Raw genomic sequence first — 24644 nt, forward strand, 5'->3', positions numbered from 1 at the left:
GGTCAAACGAACGGGTCGGGGTTGGGCAAACCCAGCTGTACCGTGCCGAAGCTGCGCCCATAGGCCGCCACATTGTTGGCGATGTGGCCGCGAGCCTGATGCAGGTCGCGGAACAGGCGTGCCACCGGGTTGGTGCTGTACAGGCCTGAAGCAGCCATCGAACGCAGCAGATCGCTGACCCGATCAGCGCACACATTGGTCACGTGAGCCGATTGATAGCGATACAGCAAACGTGTTTCCACATCCGGGTATACGCCAGCCGCTGCCAGCTTCAGCAGGTGGGTGTAGTTGCGCTCCAGGACCAGCTTGAGCGAGTCAACGGTAATGATGGCTTCGGCCACCGCCGTTTGCGCCAGCGGGTCCTCGGCGGTCTTGGCGCCGTGCTTGCCGATGTGTTTTGCCGCCGCTTCACTGAACTCGTTGATCGCGCCCTGCAAGGCACCGATGGCAGATGTCGACACCGCCCGAACGAAGACCTGGGCGAACGGAATGGAGTACATCGGGTTGGTGTTGACCTGGCGCCCGGGTGTCGCCTCAATGCTGTAATTGTTGGTGCGCTGCACGCGATGGGCCGGTACAAAAGCATCTTCAACGACAATGTCATGGCTGCCACTGCCCCGTAGGCCCAACACCTCCCAGTTGGTTTCGATGCGGTAATCGCTGCAAGGCACCAGGAACGTGCCGTGCTCGGATGCCAAGTCGCCGTCTACCGGCAGAATGCCGCCCAGCAAGCACCATTGGCTGTGCTGGCTGCCGCTGGAGAAGCCCCAGCGACCGCTGATCCGATAGCCCCCTTCAACCGGCGTTACCTTGGCCACCGGCATATAGGTCGATGCCACCAACGCCGAACTGTCCTGAGCCCAGACATCGCGTTGTGCCTCGACCGGGTAGCGCGCCAGTTGCCATGGGTGCACACCCATCACGCCATAGACCCAGGCGGTGGACATGCAGCCTTCAGCCAGGGTCATCTGAATTTCAAAGAAGGTCCGCAAATCGACTTCATGACCGCCCCACATGCGCGGTTGCAAGACACGGAACAGGCCCGCCTCCTGCAGATCGCGAATGGTTTCTTCAGGTAGCTTGCAGTCACGATCGGCCTGGGCCGAGCGGGCTTTCAAGGCCGGGATCAAACGTCGGGCGCGTTCGATCAGTTCAAGCTCTAGCGGACTTTTCTCTCGCATGTGCTCCATCCGTCTGTTCTCCGTCAAACTCGCGCTGCGCGGATGCGCGGGCGGTATGTGATGAATAATCCGGTGTGGCGCACGCTTGATCATCGTCAAAGCGGACTAGAGACAATCCTTGAACACGGTTTTTGGTTTGGCGGGAGGATGGCTTTTGGTGATCGTTCCCTCACTCTGCGTGGGAATGCAGCCAGGGACGCTCTGCGTCCCAAAAGCGGACGTGAGGCATTCCCAAGCCGGAGCGTGGGAACGATCCGTTACACCGCAGCCCGACGGGCCGCCCAGGGACGGGTTTGCTCCAACTGCCCGGCAAGACGCAGCAGCACGTCTTCAGCACCGATGCGCGCGGTGAACATCATGCCGATCGGTAAACCGTTGTCGCTCATGCCCAGCGGCAGTGAAATCGCCGGCTGGCCGCTGACGTTCGCCAGCACCGTGAAGCCGGCACTGCCGGCGGCCCGTTGGGCGTAACTTTCCCACGGCTGACTCAGGGCCAGCATGCCCAGCTCAGGGGTCAGGTTGGCGGTGACCGGGGAGAGAATTACATCGAAGCGCTCAAACTGCTGCTCCATGCTCGCGCTGATGGTTTCAAACGATTGTCGAGCCCGGAACAGCACCTCGCCAGTGACCTTTTCCGCCCGACTCAATACCACTTTAGTGATGTTCTCCAACTCATCGGGGTTCAGGGCCCGGCCCAACACCTGCTCGCGGTCATGCACCATGCTCAGCAAGGCCGTGGCCGTCACCGAACCATGGGCACCAAACAATTGCTGCGGCTGGATCGGCAGGCGCAGGTCTTCGATTTCGTGACCCAGACTCAGCAGCAGCTTGACGCTGTCATCCAGCACTTTGGCAACCGCCGGGTCGAGCGCAGCACCGGTCAGTGACTCGCGTACCAGGGCAACGCGCAGGCGGCCTGGGTCACGCCCCACCTCGTCGACAAACGGTCGCACTAACGGCGCCAGCCAGTAAGGACTGCCCGGTTCATGCCCCTGACCGGCATCGAGAAACAGGGCGGTATCACGCACGCTGCGTGAGACCACGTTGCCAACACTGGCACCAAACCAGCCTTCGAACCGCCCTGGACCGCTTGGGGTGCGATAACGGCTCGGCTTCAAACCCACCACACCGCAATAAGACGCAGGAATACGAATCGACCCGCCGCCATCGGTGGCGTGCGCGACGGGCAGAATACCCGCCGCCACGGCCGAGGCCGCGCCACCGGAAGATCCACCTGCGCTCATGGCCAGGTTCCAGGGGTTGCGGGTCTGGCCCCAGAGCTGGGATTCAGTGGTGGTGGTCAAGCCGAACTCCGGTGCCGCCGTCTTGCCAAATGGTACCGCGCCCGCTGCCTGATAACGGGCAATCAGGGTGCTGGTGTGCAGCGCGGCCGGAGCGTCCTTGAACAAACGACTACCATTGGTCGTGGTGGTGCCTTCCAGGTAGGTATTGAGGTCCTTGAGCAGCACCGGCACCCCGGCCAATGGGCCTTTGGCCGATTCGCCAGCGGCGCGCCTGGCCACCAGCAAAGCTTGAGCGTAAGCGTCATGGCGCATGATCACAGCGTTGACCCTGGGATTGATCGCGTCGCAACGGCCCATGGCGGCGGCCAGCAAATCTTCGGCGCTGATCTCGCCGGCACGCACGGCCTGAGCCATGGCCCAGGCATCCATCCCGGCATAGTCGCTGGCTGATACCCCTGCACTTTTGGCATCGGCAAAACGTCCAATCAAGCCAGCACCGAGGGTCAAAGCGCCCGCTTTGAGGACATGGCGACGTGACCAGCCAGTCGCTTGTTCAGGCGCTGGCGTGTCGGCGGCCGGCAATACAGAATTTTCCAAAGGTTGTTCTCCAGTTTTTATCATTGTTCGCAAAGTGGCTTAGGATTCTTTCACATCAATCGGCAGTGACCATCGCCTCCATCGCCGCCAGAAATTGCGCCCCATAGGGTGGCAATACTCCCCACTCTTTGCGGGGATCATGGGCCGGGGCCTTGAACACCGTGCGCATGTGGCTGAACTCGAGAAAGCCTTCGCGCCCATGATAATGACCCATGCCGGAAGCCCCCACCCCGCCGAACGGGGCATCGTGCATCGCCGCATGCATCATCACATCGTTGAGGGTCACGCCGCCGGACACCGTATGTTCCAGCACCTTCTGCTGCTCGCGCAGATCTTCGCCGAAGTAATACAGGGCCAGCGGACGTGCCCGAGCATTGATGTCGGCCAACACCTTATCAATATCGTCATAAGGCAACAGGACCATGGCCGGGCCAAAAATCTCCTGCTGCAGGATCTGGCTACCCTGCGGAGGATCAATCACCACTTGCAGCGGTCGACGACGGTCGTTGGCATCGACAGGCATCGGCTCAGGCAGGCTTTCGATACGCGCACCACGGGCTCGGGCATCGTCGAGATAGCCCTCGATCCGTTGCACGTGACGCACATTGACCACCGCGACGATATCCGCATTACCAGTTACCGATGGGAAGAACTCACTGTAGGCAGCCCGCAAAGCGCCGAGAAAGTCCTCGAGTTGTTCACGGGGCACATAGACCAGATCGGGGTTGATACAAATTTGCCCGCCGTTGCAGGCCTTGGCGGCAGCGATGCTGAAGGCAGCCTTGGTAAGGTTCGCACTGCGCGATATCACAACCGGCGATTTGCCGCCCAGTTCAAGCGTCAAGGGCACCAGGTTTTCGGCAGCGTTACGCATCACTGACCGGGCCACCTCGGTGCTGCCGGTGAACACCAGATGATCGAACGGTTGCGCGGTGAAGGCCTGGGCCAGGTCGGCGTCCCCCGTGACCACGCCAACTTCCAGCGGGTCGAACAGCTCGGCAAATATTTCAGCCACCAGTCTGGCCGTGCGCGGGACCACTTCGGACGGTTTCAGGATCGCCCGATTACCCGCCGCCAGCGCATAAGCAAGGGGACTGAATAAGGTGAACAGCGGCGCATTCCAGGTGCCGATGATGCCAATCGTGCCTTTGGGCTGATACATGACCCAGGCCTTGGCACCAAGTCGATCATAAGGCGCAAAGGCATGACGTGGGTCATCCTGCATCCAGTCTTCAAAATGGTCACGGGCATGCTTGAGCGACGCCAGCGACCCCAATACATCATTCATCAATGAGAAGCCCAGCGGCCGACCGCCGAAGTCCGCATCCATCGCTTCAGCCAGCGGCCGGTGATGACTGACCAGCAAGTCAATCACCCGCTGGATACGTGCCCGCCGCTCGCTCGCACTAATCGCTCCTGCGGCGACAAAAGCCGCCTTCTGCCCGGACAACAGGGCTGACAGCCCCTCGGCGGATGAAATCACTGCGCTCATACGTGCCTCCTCTGATGTAAAGCCTGATTGTCTGCCCAGCGCAAAATCCACTGTGCCGCACAGGGTCCATCGCAGCCTGCGACAGCGCCTACACAAGGATGAGCGTGGTCTTTTGCGGGCGCTGCCGAAGGCTGCGATAAACCGAGGCCGAGTTCGACCCGCAGGAACTTCACTCGGCGTCCCAAACTAGTCCGACCAATACTCGCAACGCCTCGTCCAATCGGACGAGGCCCGGTCAAAATCGTTAGTCCATAAAGACGATGTAGCGCCGCCCGACGCCGGGAATACTGCCAACACGAAAATTCAATCCATGAGGCCTATCATGGCAGTGCAAAACAGCTTCAATCCCCAGGCATTCCGGGCAGCCCTCGGCACCTTCACCACCGGCGTGACGATCATTACCACTCAGGCCGAAGACGGTTCGCCTATTGGTATTACCGCGAACAGTTTCAATTCGGTTTCGCTCAATCCGCCGCTGGTGCTCTGGAGCCTGGCAAAGAACGCCCGCAGTCTTCCCGTGTTCAGTACCGGTCGGCACTGGAACGTGCATGTGCTATCGACCGAGCAGGAAGTACTGTCCGGACGCTTCGCCATGCAGGGAGAAGACAAGTTCGCCGAAATCGAACTCGACACCGGGATCAGCGAAGCCCCCCTGCTGCAGGATTGCACGGCACGGTTTCAGTGCAGGACGGCCTTTCAGTACGAAGGGGGTGACCATGTCATCTTCGTCGGCGAAGTCCTTGCCTTCGATCACACCGACCGCGCTCCGCTGGCGTTCCAGAGTGGTCAATACGCACTGGCGACGCGCAAACCGCGCAGCGAATTGCGCTTGGCAACCACCCCACCACCGCCTGAATGCAGCTACACCGAGGATTTGCTCGGCTACTTGCTGGGCCGTGGCCATTACCAGATGCTCGACGCCTTGCATAGGCTGCTGAGCAACCAGCAACTGGACGAACACGCCTTCTTTATCCTTTCAGTGCTGTGCATCCGCGACAACCTGAGCCTGGAGGAAATCAATACGTTCGTCAGTTACACCGGCCATACCGTGACTGTCGCGAGCATGCGGTTTCTCGAGCGGCAAAACATGGTGGCGCTGGAAGGCGACGGCAAAGACCTCCGTTATGTGCTCACCGCCACCGGACGCGAGGCGTCGTTACAACAGTTGGCACTGGCCAAGGCCGTGGAAGAGGACATTTGCGCCAAGCTGGGGCCGGGCGATGCCCAAGCGCTCAAGGTACTGCTCAAGCGCCTGATCGCCGCCAGCGATCCAGGACTGCCCGATCTATGGGCGCCGCGTTGAGTCTCGCTGCCCAATCGCCATGCCCAGCCTCTGGGGCCAACCGTTCTGATGCATACAACAGCTAAATAACAAGGACCATCATGAGTATTCTTCAGCGTTTCAACATGAGTGGCAGCGTTGCTGTGATCACCGGCGGCGGTCGGGGCATAGGCCGCGCCATCGCCCTCGCCTACGCCGAAGCCGGAGCGGATGTAGTGCTGGCAGCGCGCACACTGGCTGACGTCGAGGCCGTCGCCGAGCAGGTGCGCAGCCGGGGTCAGCGCGCTCTGGCGGTCACTTGTGATGTCAACGATGCCGCTCAACGTGAAGCCATGATCAGCCAGGCAAGGGAACAGCTGGGGCGCATCACGCACCTGGTCAACAATGCGGGTGGGGCAGGCCCCAACGACCCCCTCAAACTCTCTGCCGAACGTTTCGAAGAAATTCTGCGTTTCAACGTCACCTCCGCCTACGCACTGTGCCAGTTGTGTGTCCCGCACATGCGCGACGCCCGTACCGGCAATGTCATCAATATCACCTCCGGCGCGGCCCGTTACGCCCAGACCCAGTTCAGTGCCTACGGCAGCGCCAAGGCCGCACTGACCCACCTGACACGCCTGCTGGCCCAGGACTTCGCGCCGCTTGTACGGGTCAATGCCATCGCCCCCGGACCGATCCTGACCGATGCGCTGAACCGGGTTCTACCGGTGGAAATGCGCGAAGGGATGATCAAGAACACCCCGCTGCTCAGCCTTGGCGAGCCTGAAGACATTGCCGCAGCAGCCCTGTACCTGGCCTCGCCGGCCTCACGCTGGGTCACTGGCAAGATCATCGAAGTCGATGGCGGCGCCGAGTCCAGCGTCTGGCCGGGCTGATCGTGCAAAACCCGACCGAAACCAAGCCCTATTTTTTTGATCTGCCGAGTGAACCTTCATGGACGCACATTTGATAGAAGCGCTGGGCGACGAACTCTTCCGCGCCCTGCACGACCGCTACAGCCTGCCCCCGCTCACCGCGCGCTACCCGGCCCTGAGCCTGGACGATGCCTACCGGATTTCCCTGTGCTTCCTGCAGCGCCGCGAAGCCCTGGGCGAACGGGTGATTGGCAAGAAAATCGGCGTCACCAGCCGCGCCGTGCAAGAAATGCTCGATGTCCATCAACCCGACTTCGGCTTTCTGACTGACCGTATGCAAGTAGCGGACGACAGCGATATCAGCTTTGCCGCCCACAACCTGGTCCAGCCCCGTGCCGAAGGCGAGATCGCCTTCATTCTCGGCGAAGACCTGCACGGCCCCGGCATTACCGCAGAAGACGTCATGGCCGCCAGCGAGTGGGTATTGCCTTGCTTCGAGATCGTCGATTCACGGATCGAAGACTGGAAGATCCGCATCCAGGACACCGTGGCCGACAACGCCTCCTGCGGGGTCTTCGCCCTCGGTCAGCAACGGGTCAACCCACGCGAACTGGATCTGGCCAAGGTCCAATTGCAGGTTCTGAAAAACGGTCAGCCGGCCGGCACCGGCCTGGGCTCTGCCGTTCAGGGCCACCCTTGCACCGCAGTGGCCTGGCTGGCCAACACCCTGGGTGAATTTGGCATCCCGTTCCGCAAGGGCGAAATTATTCTTTCTGGCGCCCTGGCGCCTCTGGTGCGGGTACTTCCCGGTGATGAAATCAGCCTGACCCTAAGCGGTCTGGGCCATTCGCGCCTGCGTTTTGTGCCTTGAACCACGCGCCTACCTTCCTCTGATCGAGAGTCATGTCATGAGCAAAAAAATCAAGTGTGCCCTGATCGGGCCGGGCAATATCGGCACCGATCTGCTCTATAAATTGCTACGTAGCGAAGTCCTGGAACCGGTATGGATGGTCGGCATCGACGCCACCTCTGAAGGCCTGACCCGTGCCCGTGAAATGGGCCTGAAGACCACCAGCGACGGGGTCGACGGCCTGTTGCCCCATGTACTCGCAGACAATATCCAGATTGCCTTCGACGCCACCTCGGCCTATGTCCACGCCGAAAACAGCCGCAAGCTCAACGAACTCGGCGTGCTGATGATCGACCTCACCCCTGCCGCCATCGGTCCTTATTGCGTACCGCCAGTAAACCTTAAGGCCAACCTCGGTCTGGGCGTGATGAACGTCAACATGGTGACCTGTGGTGGTCAGGCGACTATTCCCCTGGTGGCTGCGGTCGCCAGCGTGCAACCGGTAGCCTACGCCGAGATCATCGCCACCGCCGCCTCCAAGTCGGTCGGCCCCGGCACCCGCAAAAACATCGACGAGTTCACCCGCACCACCACCCGTGCAATCGAGACAGTAGGCGGCGCGAAAAAAGGCAAGGCGATCATCATCATCAACCCGGCCGAGCCCCCGTTGATCATGCGCGACACCGTGCACTGCCTGACCGAAACCGAGCCGGACCAGGCGGCGATCAGCGCGGCCATCGCCGAGATGATCGAACAGGTACGCGAGTACGTACCTGGCTACAAGCTGGTCAACGGGCCGGTATTCGACGGCAACCGCGTGTCGATCTTCATGGAAGTCGAAGGCCTAGGCGATTACCTGCCCAAGTACGCCGGCAATCTCGACATCATGACCGCCGCAGCGGCCCGCACCGCTGAAATGTTTGCAGAACAAATCCTCAACGGCGAGTGCGTGCTCAACGCCACTGCCCCACAACCTGCCATCGCCTAAGGAGTCGACCATGGATCTTCGCGGCAAGAAAATCACCGTCCATGACATGTGCCTGCGTGACGGCATGCACCCCAAACGTCACCAGATCAGCCTGCAACAAATGAAGGACATTGCCTGTGGTCTGGACGCGGCAGGTGTTCCGCTGATTGAAGTCACCCACGGCGATGGCCTCGGTGGCAGCTCGGTGAATTATGGCTTCCCCGCGCATACCGATGAGCAATACCTGTCGGCGGTGATTCCGCTGATGAAACACGCCAAGGTCTCGGCCTTGCTGCTGCCTGGCATCGGCACGGTTGACCATCTGCGCATGGCCCGCGAGCTGGGCGTGAACACCATTCGCGTCGCCACCCATTGCACCGAAGCGGATGTCAGCGAACAGCACATTGCCATGGCCCGCAGCCTGGAAATGGACACCGTCGGCTTCCTGATGATGGCCCATATGAACAGCCCGCAAGGTCTGGCCGCCCAAGGCAAGTTGATGGAAAGCTACGGCGCCAATTGCATCTACATCACTGACTCCGCCGGTTACCTGCTGCCCAACGAGGTCCATCAGCGTGTGGCGGCACTGCGTGAAGCACTCGACCCGCACACCGAAATAGGCTTCCACGGCCATCACAATCTGTCCATGGGCGTGGCGAACTCCATCGCCGCGATCGAGGCGGGTGCTACGCGCATCGACGCTGCAGCAGCGGGCCTGGGCGCTGGGGCCGGCAATACACCGATGGAAATTCTGGTGGCGGTCTGTGATCGCATGGGCATCGAGACCGGTGTCAGCGTGTTCGGCATCCAAGACGTGGCCGAGGATCTGGTCGTGCCAATCATGGACTTTCCGATCCGCAGCGACCGCGATGCGCTGACCATGGGTTATGCCGGGGTCTACGGATCGTTTCTGTTGTTTGCCAAACGCGCCGAGAAAAAGTACGGCGTCCCGGCGCGGGAAATTCTTGTGGAGATGGGCCGTCGTGGCATGGTCGGCGGTCAGGAAGACATGATCGAAGACACCGCCATGACCCTCGCCAAGCTTCGCGTCCGCGCCTGATAGCGGTGTCCAGTGGCCTGGATGGTTAGTACAGGCCACCAGTTCGGGGCTCTCCCGAGCCAATTGTCCAGGAGTATCTCCCATGTCCAGTGCCCACGTCGGCTGGCGCAGCCACGGCTTGCTGTTTCTACTGGCCATCGTTTTTGCCGACAACTTCGTCGGGCGACAGATACTGGCGGTCATGATCGAACCGATCAAACTCGAGTTCGGGGTCAGCGACACCGCCATGGGACTGGTCTCCGGTCTGGCGTTCGCGGCGGTCTACGCCATGCTCGGCCTCCACGCCGGGCGCCTTGCCGATAGCATGTCGCGAACCCGCTTACTGGCCATGTCCTGCCTGTTGTGGGCCGCAGCGACTATGGTCTGTGGCGTGGCCGGAAGCTTTCTGGTCCTGGCCATCGCCCGTATGGCCGTGGCCATGAGCGAATCACCAACCACGTCGGCGTCGATGTCTATCATCGCCGACCTTTATCCGCCCCACCGACGCTCGTTCGCCATCAGTTGCTTCACCGCGGCCCCGACTTTTTCCGCCATCATCGGTCTGAGCATCGGCGCCTGGGTGGTCGACAACTATGGCTGGCGCACCGCTTTCATTGCCATCGGGATGCCAGGACTGCTGTTTTCCTGCCTGCTGGCCTTTGTCGTCCGGGACCCTGCGCGTGGCCGCTGGGACCTGAGCCACGCAGGATCTAATACTGCACACCCGATGCAAAGCCTGGTCAGTGAGGCAAGCAAGCTCTGGGCCCTGCCCGCCTATCGTTGCCTGATTCTCGCCAGCGGCCTGACCACCCTCACCTCCTATGCGGTGGGGATGTGGAACACCAGCTTTCTGGTGCGCTCACACGGGCTATCGCTGCAACATGCGGGGTTACTGGCCGGCGTGATTTGCGGCACGGCCGCAGGCATAGGCGGACTGTTCAGTGGCTGGCTAAGCGATCACCTGACCCGGCGCAATCGACACTGGCAGATCGGCATCCCGGTCATCGGCCATCTGGCGACCATCGGTGCATTGACCACCTATCTGTTGTGGCCCAGCGCCGTGCTGACAACTATCGGCAATGTACCAGTGCCCACCGCCATGCTCTGGTGCGCGCTGTACAGCTTCTTCGCGGTGTGGTGGGTCGCACCGTCGTTCAACCTGGTCACCCAACTGGTGCCTTCCAACCGACGTGGAACCGCCATCGCCTTGCAAACCATTATCACCACGCTGTTGGGCGTTGGAATAGGCCCTTTGCTCACTGGTCTGTTGAGCGATGCGCTGCATCCGACTTTCGGCGTCGAGTCACTGCGCTACGCGCTTTTGCTGATCAGCTTGCCTGTGGTTGCAGCGGTGTATCTGCTGTTTCGTTCATCACGACACGCAGCAGCCACGTCTTACGACCATATAGTCGAAGCCAACCCCATAACTCAGGAAATTTCCTGAATACCTGCCCGCGGGCAAACGTAGCGGCGAGTAGGCCTGCAATCACCGTGTGTGCTCCAACTGTAGTGGTCAACTAATCCCGGACACGACGTTAAGTTTTTTCTCGGCCTGAGCTGACGCCAGCCCACCGTTGAATTGATGGGGCCCAATCCAGTCGTACCGATGAATCAGGTAATGGCTGATGTCTCGGTGCGCCTCTCAAGCCGTCATGGAGTCCACGGTCGGTATCCATTCAGTTTTCAAGAATGGCAAACAACATTGATAGGCGATATGCCCTACCAGACCCTGTCAAAGAAGGTCGACCTGGCCATTTCGGCACTGCCGCTGATCCACGACCACCTGCACTCACGGGCCTTCATGCGCACACGCATGGTCTGCGTGATGCCGGCCGATCACTTTTTGCCCACCGGCCTTGCTTGTCACTGCACGAGTTGGTCGACCAGCCGTTTTGCTGTTTCGCCCCGACAGGCCTTTTGGCCGATTGCTGGCCGAAGAGATCGGACGCCAGGGCCTGACCATCATCGATGAATTCGTGGCCCAGGACAGTGGTTTGATTATCGTACCGTTGGTCGAGGCGATTCATTTTGAATAAGCTTTGTCTACTCGCGGTTCGAGCCGCTTTCCGAGTCGGCCACCCAGCTCATGCAGGTGCCGTGTCGCTAAGCAGTCAAACCAGGAAAGGTGATCCCGGGCTTCGAATTGCCCAACGTCGACCAATAACCGCCCCATTGTCAGCAGCGGGGCACCAGGAATAATGGATGCCACTCCACAAAGGTAGAGCGCCGGATTGAACATCGATACCCGAATCAAATTTCGTCATCTGGTGTGTTTTCTTGAGGTGGCGCGCCAGGGCAACCTGACACGTGCTGCCGACAAGTTGGCAATCAGCCAACCGGCGCTTTCCAAAAACCTGAAGGAACTGGAAACCCTGCTGGAGGCCACCCTGTTTGAACGGGGCAAAAAGGGCTCGGCACTGACCGAGGCCGGAGCAGCCTTTCTGCGATATGCAGGGCCCAGCGTGCAATCGCTGCGCGAAGGGGTTAACAGTCTGCGCTCCGGTGTGCATGAACCGATTACCGTGCAGCTCGGCGTGCTGTCCACCGTCGAAAGCCTGCTGGTTCCTGAAGTGGTCTGCCGCTTGCACGACCGACATCCCGCATTGGTGGTCAGTGTCATGACTGGGCCAAGCGCCTATTTGCTATCGCAACTGCGGGTCGGCGAACTGGACCTGGTGGTGGGTCGAATGACCGATAGCCCGTTGATTTCCGGATTGACGTTCGAGCATCTCTACAGCGAGTCGATGACCCTGGTGGTTCGTGCTGGCCACCCGGCTCTCACCGATCCACAGGGGCATACAAACCTCAAAGACTATCCGCTGGTATTGCCGTCGGCGGGGACAACGATCCGGAAATTTGCCGACAGCCTGTTTGTGCAGCACGGGATAACGCCATCACGCCAACGCCTGGAAACCCTGTCGGTCGCCCTGAGTCGGCGCTACGTACAATGCAGTCAGGCAATCTGGGTGGCGCCCTATGACGCTGTCAGACAGGACTTGAGGCAAGGTGAGTTGGTCGAGTTGGATCTGGGGATGCGCGAACCCGGCGGTTCGGTGGGGCTGTGCAGCAATCCTGCGTTGCCGGTGACTCCGGCGGCGCAGTGGTGCGTGGAAGCCCTGCGCGAGGTCGGGCAAGAATATCGCGAAGGAAAATATCCATAACCGTTTGGATATGGATAGAGTCGTTTTTTTCAATTTTGCATCAGGTCGCGCAGGAGGAAACTGGGGCACGAGTCGCTGCCAACGCAGTGCCCGCCTCCGTCCAACCATAACAACAGGAAAAACGACATGTCTGATGCGCACGACAGCCGCTTCGTCATTCGTGACCGTAATTGGCATCCCAAAGCCCTGACACCTGACTACAAGACGTCGATCCCGCGCTCCCCCCGCCAGGCATTGGTGAGCATTCCCCAATCCCTGTCCGAAACCAGCGGCCCGGACTTTTCCCATCTGAAGATGGGTCAGCACGATAACGATCTGCTGTTGAATTTCAATCACGGTGGTCTGCCGATCGGTGAACGGATCATTGTCGCGGGTCGCGTGTGTGATCAGCACGGCAAGCCGATCCCCCATACCCTGGTGGAAATGTGGCAGGCCAATGCCGGTGGCCGTTACCGGCACAAGAAGGACAGCTACCTGGCCCCGCTTGACCCGAATTTCGGCGGCGTTGGCCGTGCCCTGACTGACCGCGAGGGCAACTACAGCTTCCGTACCGTCAAACCCGGCCCCTACCCTTGGCGCAACGGTCCCAACGATTGGCGACCGGCCCATATCCATGTCTCCATCAGTGGCCCGTCCATTGCTACGCGGTTGATTACTCAGCTGTATTTCGAAGGTGATCCGCTGATCCCCATGTGCCCGATCGTCAAGTCGATCACGAATCAGGAAGCGGTGCAGAGTTTGATCGCCAGACTTGATATGAGCATGGCCAATCCTATGGATTGCCTGGCTTATCGTTTTGATATCGTCTTGCGCGGCCAGCGCAAGACCCACTTCGAAAACCGCTGAGGAGGCCTGCGTATGCCCGTTCAACTTCTGCCTGAAACCCCGTCGCAAACGGCCGGCCCCTATGTGCATATCGGCTTGGCATTGGAGGCTGCCGGCAACCTGCCGCGCGAGCAGGAAATCTGGAACGACATGGCCAAACCTGGCGCACCAGGAGAGCACATTTTATTGCTGGGCCACGTTTATGACGGTAATGGCCACTTGATTCGTGACGCGTTTCTGGAGTTCTGGCAGGCCAATCATGACGGCGTCTACGACAGCGTTTACGACCTGGAAAAACCGTTCAACTGTTTTGGCCGTACCGCCACGACCGATGTCGGTGAATGGACGATCAAAACCGTGAAGCCCGGCGTCGTGAACAACTCCGCAGGCGTTGCCATGGCCGCGCATATCAACGTGGCTCTGTTTGCTCGTGGCATCAACATCCACTTGCAGACCCGACTGTACTTCGACGACGAACCGCAGGCGAATGCAGTGGACCCCGTATTGAATCTGATCGAACAACCCCATCGGCGTGAAACCTTGATTGCCAAGCGCTGCACGGTTGACGGGAAGTTGGCCTACCGGTTCGATATTCATGTTCAAGGTGAAGCGGAAACCGTGTTTTTCGACTTCTGACGACGCAGGCACAGTGTCGAGACGGCCTCCCCTTTTCCGGGAGGCTATCTGCACAGGTGAAGCCCCTTCTGACGTATCCTCAATCACTGGGCGTGATGGAATGTCGTGGTAGGCAAGCCCCCCTGACCATCAGCCAGCCATGTGCCTCTGAAAAAATACCATTGTATAAACACTGACAGTTTCTATAGAATCCGCAAGGCACTGAACAGCCGATTCCGAGCATCGCCAAGCCCATGATCCAAAAGACCACCCAGTCAACGCCTGCCAAACCGCGTAGCCGATCCTCGATTGGCGCGGTGCGCAGCCCACAAAGTACCGAGGCCATCCTCGAAGCGGCCGCCGCTATTCTTGAAGAGCAAGGGTACCGGGCGTTCACCATGGACGCACTGGTCGAGCGTGCCGGGTCAAGCAAGCCGACCATCTATCGCTGGTGGCGCAGCAAAGGCGCTTTGTTGAGAGATGTTTACGAGCGCGCCGCGTTGACTTTTGTCACCTCCCCCGACACCGGCAATCTGGAACAGGATTTGATTGTGCATTTGCGCTCACTTTGGACTTGGTGGCGGTCGTCTAGCGCCGGGGAAACCCTCCGCAGTTTCTTCATTGAAATTCAGATGGATTCAAAGGCCATTGCGGAATTCCGAGAGGAGTTTCTACCGCGCCGCGAACGTACTTTGCGCAAGATATTCGCCAGAGCAGTGAGCGCAGGAGAAATTGTCGACGGTCCTGCCGTAGAGGCCGCCGTGTCGATGCTCACAGGCATGTCCTGGCTGCATCTGATCACCGCGAACCTGGAAAATCTGGATGACATCGACAATTCAGTCGCGGTGATCGTCAAGGGCCTGAGAGTTCGATAGTCGTCAGAAGGCCCAGATCTTTTTTTGCCCATAACGACACTGACAGTGTTTATTAACCGAATCGCACTCACAACCTGTCACCTTTTCATTTCTGCCCGCCAGTCTTTACGCCAGAGAATACCGTTCATGAACAGTCGAAAAAATGAGGAGTTTACGGACGTGCGATCCAGGCGTCCCTTTGCCGCCCGAGTGTCAGCCGCTGTCTTGCTGGTCCTGCTTGCCGGTTGCTCTTTCAGTGACTTGAAGCCCCAGTCCCGAATGCTCTCGCCCGGGGGTGCCAGCGAAACACTGGCCAATAGCGGCATCACGTTATCGACTGCCGGTTGGCCAACCGAAACCTGGTGGACCAGCTTCAACGATCCGCAGCTCAATTCCTTGGTTGAAGAGGCGCTCGCAGATAGTCCGACACTGCGCTCCGCCACCGCTCGCGTGCGCCAGGCAGGCGCCATGGAGGCCATCGAAAGTGCCTCGCTGCTACCACGTATTGACGCTACGGCAAGTACCACCCGCGAACGCTTCAGTGCTAACGGCACTACGCCTGCGCCCGCTAAAGGCACCTGGCAAAATGTCGACCAGGCGACGCTGAATGTCGGGTACGAACTGGATTTCTGGGGCAAAAATCGTTCTGCCGTTGAAGCCGCGGTGGGACGCCGACATGCGCTTGAAGTCGACAGCCATGCGGCTGCGCTGATGCTATCGGCATCCATCGTGCAAACCTATATAGCCTTGCAGGACACTTATGAGCAACTTGACGTTGCTCAAGCGTTACTCGACCAGCAAGTCCACATCGAAAAGCTGACGCAGCAACGCTTTACCGCCGAATTGGGCACGCAAATCGATATCAAGCAATCCCAAGCCTCGCTGCCCGCCAGCCGGGCCAACATTGCAGGCCTCAAAGAAGTGATCGAGCTGAACCAGAACAAGCTCGCCTCTTTACTGGGCAAGGGACCTGACCGTGGACGCTCGATTGCCCGCCCCCACATGCAGGCAAGTAACACCATCGCATTACCCAGCCATATTCCTGCCGAGCTGGTCGGGCATCGTCCCGACGTGGTCGCTCAACGCTGGCGCGTAGAGGCGTCGGGGCATGAGATTGATGTGGCCAAAGCCCGGTTTTACCCAAACGTGAACCTCACGTCCTTTATTGGCCTGCAAAGCCTTGCGTTCGACACCTTCAACGACCACAGCAGCAGAATTTTAGGCTTTTCGCCGGCGATCAGCCTGCCGATTTTCGAGGGTGGACGATTGCGCGGCAATCTGGATGCTCAGGATGCGGCTTACGACCTGGCAGTTGAAAACTACAACCAGACCGTCATTGATGCGCTACGTGACATCGCCGATCAATTGTCTTCGTTGCGTTGGTTGAAAGAGCGACTGACCCAACAACTCGAGGCTGTCAACACCGCCCAGGCCGCGTCCGATCTGGTCAACCTGCGCTATGGCGCGGGGCTGGCCACGTACCTGCAAGTGCTGGCCACCGAGAACGCGACACTGACCCAAAAAAGTCAATTGGTCGCGTTGCAGTCCCGTGCGCTTTCTCTGCAAGCCAATTTGAGCCGGGCGCTGGGCGGTGGCTATCGCCCCGAGTTCTCCGCCAACGCCCCTGCACTCCCAACTGTAGCTGATAAATCATGACCAACCAAACGTCCTCTCCCGTCGATCCCGCTCAACCCCAAGCCTCATATCGTCCCCAGTTGTTGCTGATCCTGGGCATCGCGCTGTTAATGGCAACCCTGGGCATCTGGTACCTGTTGGGACTTGGTACCGTATCTACCGACGATGCCTATGTGGACGGTAACATCGTTCAGGTGACCTCCCAGGTCAGTGGCACCGTGACGATGATCAGTGGCGACAACACCGATCATGTCGATGCCAATACGCTGCTGGTCACGCTCAATGCTGTGGATGCCGAGATCCAGTTCGAGCGCGCCAAATCCAACCTTGCCCGCGCCGTACGCCAGGCCCGCACCCAGTATTACCAGGTGCAACAACTGCAGGCTGAAGTCAGCCAACGACAAAACGACGTAAACAAGGCCCAGGATGATGTACGCCGACGCGATCAGCTTGCTGCCAGCGGCGCCGTTTCTCGCGAAGAGATCAGCCATGCCGAGGAGGTGCTTAAAAATGCCTTGGCGGGTCTGGACGGTACCCGGCATGCACTGGCGGTTCGCCTGGCCATGGTCGATAACACGACTCTGCGTACCCACCCCGATGTGCTGGTGGCTGCCGCCAATTTGCGCGATGCCTGTATTTCTTTACATCGCAGCCAAATCTATTCGCCGGTGACCGGTGTCATCACAAAGCGCAGTGTGCAGGTAGGTCAGCGAATCAATCCGGGCGTGGCCCTGATGTCAGTGGTGCCAATCGACCAGGTATGGGTGAACGCCAACTTCAAGGAATCGCAGATCCAGGATTTGCGCATCGGTCAACCTGTCGTTCTACGTGCCGATGCCTACAGCCGCAACGTGATATTTCACGGTTCCATCGTAGGCCTGGATGCTGGCACCGGAAGCGCGTTTTCGTTGATGCCTGCCCAGAACGCTACAGGTAACTGGATCAAGGTTACCCAGCGCGTGCCTGTGCGAATCGCCCTGAAACCGCAGGAAGTCGCCGACAATCCGCTGCGTCTTGGCCTGTCCATGCGTGTGTCGGTTGATACCTCCGACACCAGTGGGCAGGTGCTCAAGAAGCAGCCCCCTGCGCATCCGGCCTATAGCACCGACATCTTTGAAAACGAGCTTAAGGACGCCAATGACGTTGTGGAGCAAGTGATCAGCGCCAACGATGATCGTGGCCAATATGCCAAGTATCTGAAACCTTGATGGGGCATTTCATGTACCGGAAAAACGCCGCCTTGTTGATCACCGTAGGGCTGCTGTGTGCATTGGAGTATCTGCAGGCCGGCATGATCGCGTTTGCCTCGGCCCCGATCCGTGGAGAGATTGACGCCAGCCCTGAAGAATTCACTCTGGTGGCAGCACTTTATGCATGTATCGCGTTAGTGGTCATCTCAAAACAGCGCTGGCTGGTGGAGCGGCTCGGTTGGCGCAACTTCATGCTGGGCTCCATTAGCATTTACGTGCTGGGGGCCTTCGTGTGCGGCGTCAGCACTGACCTGACCACCTTCACCGCTGGACGTGTGGTCATGGCGCTGGGAGGCGCATCGTTCATGACCTCTGCGCGCCTGATGGTCAACCTGCTCCCGCCGGGGCCGGGGCGATTCGTTGGGGTAAAAGTATTCGCCACAGGGCTGGCCAGTGGCACGGCAGCGGCGCCCTTTCTTTCATCACTGGTAGTGGTCGAGGACACCTGGCACGCGATCTTCTGGCTACTGATTGCCGGTGCGTCGTCGGCGGCTGTGCTCTGCACACGATTCTTACCCAATACGCCTATTCACGAAGATGAGCGCACGCCCTCCAGCCCGGCGAATATCCTGTTGTTATCCGTCAGCACCTTCTTTCTGCTGTATGTGCTGCAGCGTTCCTACTACGACTTTTACAACGAGACGTTCATCTTCCTCGCCTTCGCGCTGCTGGCCGCCCTGGGCGTGTATATCTTCTTTCATGCCGAACACGGCAAAGAGGTGCCCTTCCTCAAGGTCAAGGACCTGATGCAGTCCCGCTACATCCTCGGGGTTGCGTTGTTCTGCTTTACCTACATTGTGCTAGGTAGCAACAACTACATCTTGCCGTATTTCCTGCAAACCGCGCTGGGGTACTCCTGGGACACTATCGGTACGTTTCAGGCCTTCGGGCTGGCCGGGGCGCTGTTGACATGGATCGTCATGGCCATCGTCATTCCAAGGTACCCGGCTCCGAAGAAGTTCTTCGTAGCGGGCTTCAGTGCCTTGATCTGCTTTGGCGTGTTGTTGTCCTCCCTGGCCCCCGACGCCAATATGTGGTCAAACATCTTGCCTGCACTGGTGCTTAACGGCTGTTTCGTGATGTTGGTACTTGCCACGGCGGCCATGCAGACATTTCGCGATGTGACACACCATGACACGCTGTTCGCCCACGCCTATCAGATCAAAAGCATGCTGGGGCAGATAGCCATGGCACTTGGCACAGCCGTCGCGACCTTGTTCCTGCAATGGCGCACCACCCTGCAATACAACAATCTCAACAGTCACTTCAGCTCAGGCGATCCGCTCTATCTGGAACAGACTCAAATACTGGCTCAGGCACTAACACCTGCTGTAGGTGTGGGCCCAGCCAGTCAGATTTCGGTATCGACGCTCGCCCAATCCCTGCACCAACAGTCAACCCTGGTCGCAAGCATGGAGTATTTCTGGGCTGTCATCGTTGTCGCCAGTGTTGCGCTGGTCATTTCCATGACGCAGAAGACTTTCAAATGAGGTCTGCAGTGCCGACGCCCGACACTCAGCGCCTCCACTTGTCAGTCTGAATCACTGCCAATGTTCACATAGCTTGACCAGTTCATCGACCACATACCTGACCTTCGGCCGAAGGTGAGACACCTTTGGCCACACGGCATGCACGTCGATCTTCAACTGAATGGGATTGCACTTTGAAATACCCACTATCGCTCCCATTGCGGGTGGGCAAATCGCTCAGCCAGAAAATTGATCAGCACCCGGACCTTGGTCGCCAGGTGCTTGCGGGTGGGATAGACCACGTAGATGCCCAGTTCGACCGACTGGTACTCTGGCAGGATCTCGACCAGGTCACCCGCCCGCAAATCCTCGGCCACCATGAAACTGGGCTGCAAGGCAATGCCGCCCCCTGCCAAAGCAATACTGCGACAGGTATCGCCATTGTTGCAGCGAACAATCGAGCGGGTGCGCACACTTTCGCTGCCATCAGGACCCATGAATTGCCATTCATTGCCGCTGGCGAAGTTGGTATACGCGATCACACCATGCTGTGCCAGGTCCGCCAGTGTGCGTACTTGAGGGTGGCTCGCCAGGTACTTGGGTGAAGCGCACAGACACATCCGCGTGCCCGCCAGACGGCGCCCTATCAGGGAAGAGCTTTCCATGCGGGCAATACGAACAGCGGCATCGAAGCCCTCCTCCACCAGATCCACCAACCGGTCGTTCAAGCTGATGTCCAACTCGACGTTGGGGTAGGCCTTCATGAAGTCGCCCCATATCGGCGCCAAGTGCAGCACACCGAAACTAACCGGTGCATTCACCCTTAAAACCCCACTGGGTTCCGGTGCGGTGGCCGATACGGCCTCCTCGGCCTGATCCATGAGCGCCAGGACCTCCCGTGCCTGGTGGTAAAACTGGCGCCCCTCCTCCGTCAGAGAAAGACGTCGGGTCGTTCGGTGTAGAAGCCGCGCACCCAGTCGTTCTTCAAGGCCGCTCACGTAGCGCGAGATGGCCGCCTTAGACATCTCCAACGGCTCGGCCGCGCCGACGAAGCTGCCTTTATCGACGACGGTGCAGAAGACCTGCATCTCCAACGCTCTGTCCATAATTATCTCACCAAGTGGAACAGTTCATCGCATTTGGCCTTATTTATCTCAAACTCACAACTTATAAACTGAGCTCATCGAAACGCACATCAACGCAAATGAGGTCGCGATGAAAATTACAATAGTGGGTACCGGCAACATGGGTTCGGCGTTCGCAAAACAGCTGTCCAGCGCCGGCCATATCGTTCGTATCACGGGCCGCGACATCGACAAGGCCAAAGCCCTGGCCGCTCAGTTTGACAATGTCAGCGCCTATCCGGCTGCCGAGGCTCTGGGTGACAGCGACGTCGTTGTCGTTGCAACCGCCTACGAAGATGCCGCCAAAGCCCTGCAAAGCCTGGGCGACCTGACGGGCAAGGTGGTTATCGACATCACCAACCCACTGAGCGCCGACTACATGTCGCTGACCATCGGTCACGTGACGAGCGCGGGCGAGGAAATTGCCACAGCAGTGCCTCAAGCCCATGTCGTCAAAGCGTTCAACACGCTGTTCGCCCAAGTGCTTGCCGACGGCCCGACATTCGCCAATGACCAGCGCGGCAGCGTGTTCGTCGCCAGTGACAGTGAGCGCGCCAAGCAGACCGCGACAGCCCTGGCACACAGCCTGGGCTGGGAGACAGTGGACGCTGGTGGACTGATCAACGCTCGTTACCTGGAGCCGTTGGCAGGCCTGAATATCTACCTCGGCTATGGCGCCGGCCTGGGCACGTCCATCGCCCCTGTCTGGCTTAACAAGTAATCATTGAGGAGCATTCACCGTGAACACTTCGTTCCCCCTGTTGTTTGTGTCTCATGGTGCTCCGATGTTTGCCATCGAGCCTGGTCTGGCGGGTCAACGTCTGGCCGAACTCGGTCGCGAACTGCCGCGACCTGATGCCATCGTCATCCTCTCCCCGCACTGGATGACGCGCGGCGAAGTCGGCGTTACGGCGAGCACCGCCCCTGAAACCATTCACGACTTCGGTGGTTTTCCCGACGCGTTGTACCAGTTGCGCTACCCCGCACCGGGCGCTCCGGCCCTGGCCGCTCATATCGTGGGTCTGCTGCAGAATGCAGGATGGAAGTCTCGGCTTGATGCCCGCCGAGGCCTGGACCACGGCGCTTGGGTGCCTCTGCTGTATCTGGCCCCTGAGGCAGACGTTCCAGTCGTTCAAGTATCGATGCCTGCCAGCCTCGATACCCACCAGGCCTGGAAATTGGGCCAAGCCCTCAAGCCACTGCGGGATATGAATGTGCTGATCGTGGCTTCCGGAAGCCTGACCCATAACTTGTATGAGTTTCGGGGGGCGACCGGCCATGGGGCCGATTACGTGAAAGAGTTTGCGGCCTGGACAGCCCAAACCCTGCAGGCGGGCAACACCGATTTCCTGCTGGACTATAAGCAGCACGCACCTTCAGCCGAACGTGCCCATCCGACTGATGAGCATTTTTTACCGTTGCTCATCGCCCTCGGCGCGGCCGGCGAACACTATGAGACTCGTGTCCTGGAAGGCGGCGTGAGCTACGGCGTACTGGCGATGGACAGCTATCTGTTTTCTTCGAACAACCCTGTTGGATTCGACTCCACTCAACCCAGCCAAGGCGTTACAGATCATGCGTGACACCTCTTTTTCCAAAGCCGTTCGCGAGCCGCAAACAGGACTTTTTTTCCGCAGAGGGAGCAGTACTTCGGCGCCCAAGGGCCGCCTGCTTCTGCTGCATGGCGTCGGTTCAAATGAAGCGAATCTCGCCTCATTAGCCGCATCGCTACCCAAGGAACTGGAAGTGATTCTGCTCCGCGGTCCGCTGCAGGTTGGCCCACAAGGCTTCGCCTGGTATCAGGTGACCTTCACCAGCAACGGCCCTTCGTTCAATCAAGAACAGGCAGAGTCCAGCCGGCAACTGTTGCAACACTTCATCGAAGCGCTGCCCAAACTTCCGACCGTGATCGCCGGCTTCAGCCAGGGCGGCATCATGAGCGCGAGCCTTGGGCTCACCGAGCCCGAGTTGGTTGCCGGTTTCGCAATATTGAGCGGCCGGATGCTGCGCGAACTTGATCCGCGGATCGCTTCAGCCGATCGGCTCATGTCCGTCAACGCGTTCATCGCCCATGGTCTTCAGGACAACGTTCTACCAGTAGCTTGGGCGAAAGAAGCGGACGATTGGCTGGATCGAATCGGCGTCGCCCACGAAACGCATTTCTACGACATGGCCCACGAGATCGTCGCTGAAGAACTGGCGGATTTCTCGCAATGGCTGACCAAAACGTTGTCACTCTCCAAGTAAACAAAAGGAACTGCACCATGATCGACTCACGTACCGCTCCATACGCTGCCTTCGTTATGCGCCTGGCGCTTGGCATCATGTTTATTGCCCACGGCCTGACTAAAGTGCTTGTGTTCACCCCGGCAGGCACCGCAGGCTTTTTTGAATCCATCGGTTTCCCGGGCTTCCTGGCCTACCCGGTCATGGCCTTTGAAGTCATCGGCGGTTTGATGCTGGTATTGGGTGTCTATGCGCGCTGGGTGGCTGCTCTGGCAGTGGTTCAACTGTTCGTTGCCGCGACCGTCCACTTCGGCAATGGCTGGAGCTTCACCAACGCCAATGGCGGCTGGGAATATCCTGTCTACCTGTGCGCAACAGCATTGGTCGTCGCGTTGCTGGGCGACGGCGCCTTTGCGGCAAAGGCATCCAACAAAGCGTAAGTCACTGCAGACTCAAAGCCTGCCGACGCTCTGGGACATTCCGGGGCATCGGCAGTTTTGCGTTTGAGGCAACCGTAACGGTTTTCCTAATCATGGGTGCAGCCTACTCACGAACGAAGAGAGCCGCTGGATGCTCCCTCCGTGCAGGTCGGTTCACATTATTAGGCGAGTGCTCGCCAACCCAACAGGGCACGAGCCTTTTGAAGGTCGGACTGCATGTCGTGATTCCACAGCCAGTCGAAACGCTCGGCGAGGGTTTTGCCCAGCAGTTGTTCGTCATCGGCTACAGCTGGATCACGCAGCTCATAAAGCTCCCCGGCTTCCCAGGAGGTGCGCTGCACACGACAGGCACGCGGACGACGGATGGCGTCGTAAGCTTCGAGCACCGCTTGTGGCTGGCTGTCCAGGACCTGCGGATCGGCCAGCAATCGCGCCAGAAGCCAGGCGTCTTCCAGGCCCTGACCTGCGCCAGCGCCCTGGTGCGGCAACATCGCATGCGCAGCATCGCCGATCAGGCCCACGCGGCCGTGCACGTAGCCTGGTAACTCATCGAGTTCATGCAGCGCCCAAAGGGTGGGGGCTGGAATGCATTCGAGCAGCACCCGAGCAGCATCTCCCCAATGATTGAAGGCAGAGAGCATTTCTTCCTGGCTGGCATTGCGCACCCACTGAGCATCGCTCGGCCAGGTTGGATCAGGGCGGCTGCGATCGGAAATGAAGGCCACAACGTTGATAAGCCGGCCTTGTTTGACGGGGAACGTGAGGATATGTGCATCAAGCCCCAGGTACATCTGCGGTACGTCGACCAAGTGCTCATCGACCCCCCGAGCTCTGTACGCCGCGCGCAACTGTTGGCTGTCGATCATCCCACGGTAGGCGCAGGTACCACTGAAACGCGGCGCCACAAGGGGTTGGCCAAGACCGTTGAGGACATGATCACGAATTGAAGACTTGATACCGTCCGCGGCGATCAACAAATCGCAGCGATGCTCAGTGCCATCGGTAAACACTACGCGAGCCTGTTCGGCATCCTGCTCCACGCTGACGGCGCGCTTACCGAATTGGGCGATCCCTTCGGGCAACTGGCTGGCAAGAGCATCAAGGAAGTCAGCACGGTGTACCGAAGACTGCCCTACCCCTTCGGCCAGGCTTGCGCCTAGATAGCCGGCATCTTCACCACGACGCCATTCGAACCAGATGTCCTGCCAGGGGTCCTGCGTTTGGTCGGCAATCTTGCGGTAGGGTTCGGCAATACCCAGACCCGCGATGGCACGAACGGCATTGGCGCCAAAGGAGACACCTGCTCCGACCTCGCCAAAGGCTGGAGCCGCTTCGAACAACTGCACGCTCAGATGGGAATGACGGCACAGGTCCAGGGCCAGAGCCACGCCGGCAATGCCGCCGCCAACAATACCGATGTGCAATTTGGATTGAGAAGTTTGCATAGCAAGTTACCCATGAGGCTGATTGTTATTGGAGTAACCAAATCATCGCCATCTGAGCGCTATTGATAAATACCGCAACTCCCATACATGCCAT

The 24644-nt window shown here is 59.2% G+C and carries 22 protein-coding genes and 3 pseudogenes; 18 read left to right on the top strand and 7 right to left on the bottom strand.

Features of this window, described 5'->3' with window-relative positions; all coding sequences use genetic code 11:
- Positions 1-2: 2 nt before the first annotated feature.
- The 3 genes from HK44_RS16895 to HK44_RS16905 all read right to left on the bottom strand — a co-directional run bounded on the left by HK44_RS16895 (position 3) and on the right by HK44_RS16905 (position 4514).
- Positions 3-1190 (bottom strand): acyl-CoA dehydrogenase family protein, encoded by a 1188-nt coding sequence (locus tag HK44_RS16895; protein WP_019690316.1) that lies wholly within the window; start codon positions 1188-1190, stop codon positions 3-5.
- Between the two features lie 248 nt (positions 1191-1438).
- Positions 1439-3022, bottom strand: a complete 1584-nt coding sequence (locus tag HK44_RS16900; RefSeq protein ID WP_019690315.1) for an amidase — start codon at positions 3020-3022, stop codon at positions 1439-1441.
- A gap of 55 nt (positions 3023-3077) precedes the next feature.
- Entirely contained in the window at positions 3078-4514 is a 1437-nt protein-coding gene (locus HK44_RS16905) for a coniferyl aldehyde dehydrogenase (RefSeq protein ID WP_019690314.1), read from the bottom strand.
- Positions 4515-4836: 322 nt separating this feature from the next.
- Here HK44_RS16905 and HK44_RS16910 point away from each other — a divergent pair, with 322 nt between their 5' ends.
- The 6 genes from HK44_RS16910 to HK44_RS16935 all read left to right on the top strand — a co-directional run bounded on the left by HK44_RS16910 (position 4837) and on the right by HK44_RS16935 (position 10950).
- Positions 4837-5817 carry a flavin reductase gene (locus HK44_RS16910; protein WP_019690313.1) on the top strand — a complete coding sequence of 327 codons (981 nt, stop codon included), beginning with the start codon at positions 4837-4839 and terminating at the stop codon, positions 5815-5817.
- 80 nt (positions 5818-5897) lie between these two features.
- Positions 5898-6671, top strand: a complete 774-nt coding sequence (locus HK44_RS16915) for a glucose 1-dehydrogenase (protein WP_019690312.1) — start codon at positions 5898-5900, stop codon at positions 6669-6671.
- A gap of 58 nt (positions 6672-6729) precedes the next feature.
- Entirely contained in the window at positions 6730-7521 is a 792-nt protein-coding gene (locus HK44_RS16920; protein ID WP_019690311.1) for a fumarylacetoacetate hydrolase family protein, read from the top strand.
- Between the two features lie 37 nt (positions 7522-7558).
- Positions 7559-8488 (top strand): acetaldehyde dehydrogenase (acetylating), encoded by a 930-nt coding sequence (locus HK44_RS16925; RefSeq protein ID WP_019690310.1) that lies wholly within the window; start codon positions 7559-7561, stop codon positions 8486-8488.
- 10 nt (positions 8489-8498) lie between these two features.
- The gene (gene dmpG / locus HK44_RS16930; RefSeq protein ID WP_019690309.1) at positions 8499-9527 is read left to right on the top strand and encodes a 4-hydroxy-2-oxovalerate aldolase; all 1029 of its coding nucleotides are present in this window, start codon (positions 8499-8501) and stop codon (positions 9525-9527) included.
- 82 nt (positions 9528-9609) lie between these two features.
- Positions 9610-10950: a spinster family MFS transporter gene (locus tag HK44_RS16935; RefSeq protein ID WP_019690308.1), complete on the top strand. Its 1341-nt coding sequence runs from the start codon at positions 9610-9612 to the stop codon at positions 10948-10950.
- A 69-nt stretch (positions 10951-11019) separates the two neighbouring features.
- Here HK44_RS16935 and HK44_RS16940 read toward each other — a convergent pair.
- A pseudogene (locus tag HK44_RS16940) lies at positions 11020-11193 on the bottom strand (IS3 family transposase); the annotation flags it as partial.
- Here HK44_RS16940 and HK44_RS29830 point away from each other — a divergent pair.
- From HK44_RS29830 to HK44_RS16980, 8 genes and pseudogenes are all read left to right on the top strand, one after another.
- Positions 11194-11613 (top strand): annotated as a pseudogene (locus tag HK44_RS29830) (LysR substrate-binding domain-containing protein); the annotation flags it as partial.
- Between the two features lie 124 nt (positions 11614-11737).
- Positions 11738-12667 (top strand): pca operon transcription factor PcaQ, encoded by a 930-nt coding sequence (pcaQ, locus tag HK44_RS16950; protein ID WP_019690306.1) that lies wholly within the window; start codon positions 11738-11740, stop codon positions 12665-12667.
- Positions 12668-12793: 126 nt separating this feature from the next.
- Entirely contained in the window at positions 12794-13513 is a 720-nt protein-coding gene (gene pcaH / locus HK44_RS16955; protein WP_019690305.1) for a protocatechuate 3,4-dioxygenase subunit beta, read from the top strand.
- A 12-nt stretch (positions 13514-13525) separates the two neighbouring features.
- The gene (gene pcaG, locus HK44_RS16960; protein ID WP_019690304.1) at positions 13526-14128 is read left to right on the top strand and encodes a protocatechuate 3,4-dioxygenase subunit alpha; all 603 of its coding nucleotides are present in this window, start codon (positions 13526-13528) and stop codon (positions 14126-14128) included.
- A 233-nt stretch (positions 14129-14361) separates the two neighbouring features.
- Positions 14362-14982 (top strand): TetR/AcrR family transcriptional regulator, encoded by a 621-nt coding sequence (locus HK44_RS16965; protein WP_019690303.1) that lies wholly within the window; start codon positions 14362-14364, stop codon positions 14980-14982.
- A 126-nt stretch (positions 14983-15108) separates the two neighbouring features.
- Positions 15109-16617, top strand: coding sequence for an efflux transporter outer membrane subunit (locus HK44_RS16970; protein WP_024265016.1), 1509 nt, complete (start codon positions 15109-15111; stop codon positions 16615-16617).
- Positions 16614-17804 (top strand): efflux RND transporter periplasmic adaptor subunit, encoded by a 1191-nt coding sequence (locus HK44_RS16975; RefSeq protein WP_019690301.1) that lies wholly within the window; start codon positions 16614-16616, stop codon positions 17802-17804. Before HK44_RS16970 ends, HK44_RS16975 begins: the two co-directional genes overlap by 4 nt.
- Before the next feature lie 11 nt (positions 17805-17815).
- Positions 17816-19336, top strand: coding sequence for an MFS transporter (locus HK44_RS16980; RefSeq protein ID WP_024265017.1), 1521 nt, complete (start codon positions 17816-17818; stop codon positions 19334-19336).
- A 51-nt stretch (positions 19337-19387) separates the two neighbouring features.
- Here the strand turns inward: HK44_RS16980 and HK44_RS30305 are convergent.
- Both HK44_RS30305 and HK44_RS16985 read right to left on the bottom strand, forming a co-directional pair.
- Positions 19388-19486: pseudogene (locus HK44_RS30305) on the bottom strand (LysR family transcriptional regulator); the annotation flags it as partial.
- Positions 19487-19521: 35 nt separating this feature from the next.
- A complete protein-coding gene (locus HK44_RS16985; RefSeq protein ID WP_019690299.1) occupies positions 19522-20421 on the bottom strand; it encodes a LysR family transcriptional regulator in 900 nt (299 codons plus the stop codon).
- Between the two features lie 109 nt (positions 20422-20530).
- Between HK44_RS16985 and HK44_RS16990 the strand changes: the two genes are divergently transcribed.
- From HK44_RS16990 to HK44_RS17005, 4 genes are read left to right on the top strand one after another with little or no spacing between them, the layout of a single operon-like run.
- The gene (locus HK44_RS16990) at positions 20531-21160 is read left to right on the top strand and encodes an NADPH-dependent F420 reductase (RefSeq protein ID WP_019690298.1); all 630 of its coding nucleotides are present in this window, start codon (positions 20531-20533) and stop codon (positions 21158-21160) included.
- Positions 21161-21179: 19 nt separating this feature from the next.
- Positions 21180-22022: a DODA-type extradiol aromatic ring-opening family dioxygenase gene (locus HK44_RS16995; protein WP_019690297.1), complete on the top strand. Its 843-nt coding sequence runs from the start codon at positions 21180-21182 to the stop codon at positions 22020-22022.
- Positions 22015-22686 carry an alpha/beta hydrolase gene (locus HK44_RS17000; RefSeq protein WP_019690296.1) on the top strand — a complete coding sequence of 224 codons (672 nt, stop codon included), beginning with the start codon at positions 22015-22017 and terminating at the stop codon, positions 22684-22686. The genes HK44_RS16995 and HK44_RS17000 overlap by 8 nt, the downstream gene beginning before the upstream one ends.
- Before the next feature lie 17 nt (positions 22687-22703).
- Positions 22704-23105 carry a DoxX family protein gene (locus tag HK44_RS17005; protein WP_019690295.1) on the top strand — a complete coding sequence of 134 codons (402 nt, stop codon included), beginning with the start codon at positions 22704-22706 and terminating at the stop codon, positions 23103-23105.
- Between the two features lie 161 nt (positions 23106-23266).
- Here HK44_RS17005 and salA read toward each other — a convergent pair whose 3' ends face one another.
- Positions 23267-24550 (bottom strand): salicylate 1-monooxygenase, encoded by a 1284-nt coding sequence (salA, locus tag HK44_RS17010; RefSeq protein ID WP_019690294.1) that lies wholly within the window; start codon positions 24548-24550, stop codon positions 23267-23269.
- Positions 24551-24644: the final 94 nt, after the last annotated feature.

This window comes from Pseudomonas fluorescens HK44 (genome assembly GCF_000217955.3).
GTDB lineage: Bacteria > Pseudomonadota > Gammaproteobacteria > Pseudomonadales > Pseudomonadaceae > Aquipseudomonas > Aquipseudomonas fluorescens_AQ.

Bases quoted from the DNA above. Each gene is read 5' to 3' on its own strand.
- HK44_RS16895 (WP_019690316.1), bottom strand. From the start codon at position 1,190: ATGGAGCACATGCGAGAGAAAAGTCCGCTAGAGCTTGAACTGATCGAA.
- HK44_RS16905 (WP_019690314.1), bottom strand. From the start codon at position 4,514: ATGAGCGCAGTGATTTCATCCGCCGAGGGGCTGTCAGCCCTGTTGTCC.
- HK44_RS16910 (WP_019690313.1), top strand. From the start codon at position 4,837: ATGGCAGTGCAAAACAGCTTCAATCCCCAGGCATTCCGGGCAGCCCTC.
- HK44_RS16915 (WP_019690312.1), top strand. From the start codon at position 5,898: ATGAGTATTCTTCAGCGTTTCAACATGAGTGGCAGCGTTGCTGTGATC.
- HK44_RS16920 (WP_019690311.1), top strand. From the start codon at position 6,730: ATGGACGCACATTTGATAGAAGCGCTGGGCGACGAACTCTTCCGCGCC.
- HK44_RS16925 (WP_019690310.1), top strand. From the start codon at position 7,559: ATGAGCAAAAAAATCAAGTGTGCCCTGATCGGGCCGGGCAATATCGGC.
- dmpG (WP_019690309.1), top strand. From the start codon at position 8,499: ATGGATCTTCGCGGCAAGAAAATCACCGTCCATGACATGTGCCTGCGT.
- HK44_RS16935 (WP_019690308.1), top strand. From the start codon at position 9,610: ATGTCCAGTGCCCACGTCGGCTGGCGCAGCCACGGCTTGCTGTTTCTA.
- pcaH (WP_019690305.1), top strand. From the start codon at position 12,794: ATGTCTGATGCGCACGACAGCCGCTTCGTCATTCGTGACCGTAATTGG.
- pcaG (WP_019690304.1), top strand. From the start codon at position 13,526: ATGCCCGTTCAACTTCTGCCTGAAACCCCGTCGCAAACGGCCGGCCCC.
- HK44_RS16965 (WP_019690303.1), top strand. From the start codon at position 14,362: ATGATCCAAAAGACCACCCAGTCAACGCCTGCCAAACCGCGTAGCCGA.
- HK44_RS16970 (WP_024265016.1), top strand. From the start codon at position 15,109: ATGAACAGTCGAAAAAATGAGGAGTTTACGGACGTGCGATCCAGGCGT.
- HK44_RS16975 (WP_019690301.1), top strand. From the start codon at position 16,614: ATGACCAACCAAACGTCCTCTCCCGTCGATCCCGCTCAACCCCAAGCC.
- HK44_RS16980 (WP_024265017.1), top strand. From the start codon at position 17,816: ATGTACCGGAAAAACGCCGCCTTGTTGATCACCGTAGGGCTGCTGTGT.
- HK44_RS16985 (WP_019690299.1), bottom strand. From the start codon at position 20,421: ATGGACAGAGCGTTGGAGATGCAGGTCTTCTGCACCGTCGTCGATAAA.
- HK44_RS16990 (WP_019690298.1), top strand. From the start codon at position 20,531: ATGAAAATTACAATAGTGGGTACCGGCAACATGGGTTCGGCGTTCGCA.
- HK44_RS17000 (WP_019690296.1), top strand. From the start codon at position 22,015: ATGCGTGACACCTCTTTTTCCAAAGCCGTTCGCGAGCCGCAAACAGGA.
- HK44_RS17005 (WP_019690295.1), top strand. From the start codon at position 22,704: ATGATCGACTCACGTACCGCTCCATACGCTGCCTTCGTTATGCGCCTG.
- salA (WP_019690294.1), bottom strand. From the start codon at position 24,550: ATGCAAACTTCTCAATCCAAATTGCACATCGGTATTGTTGGCGGCGGC.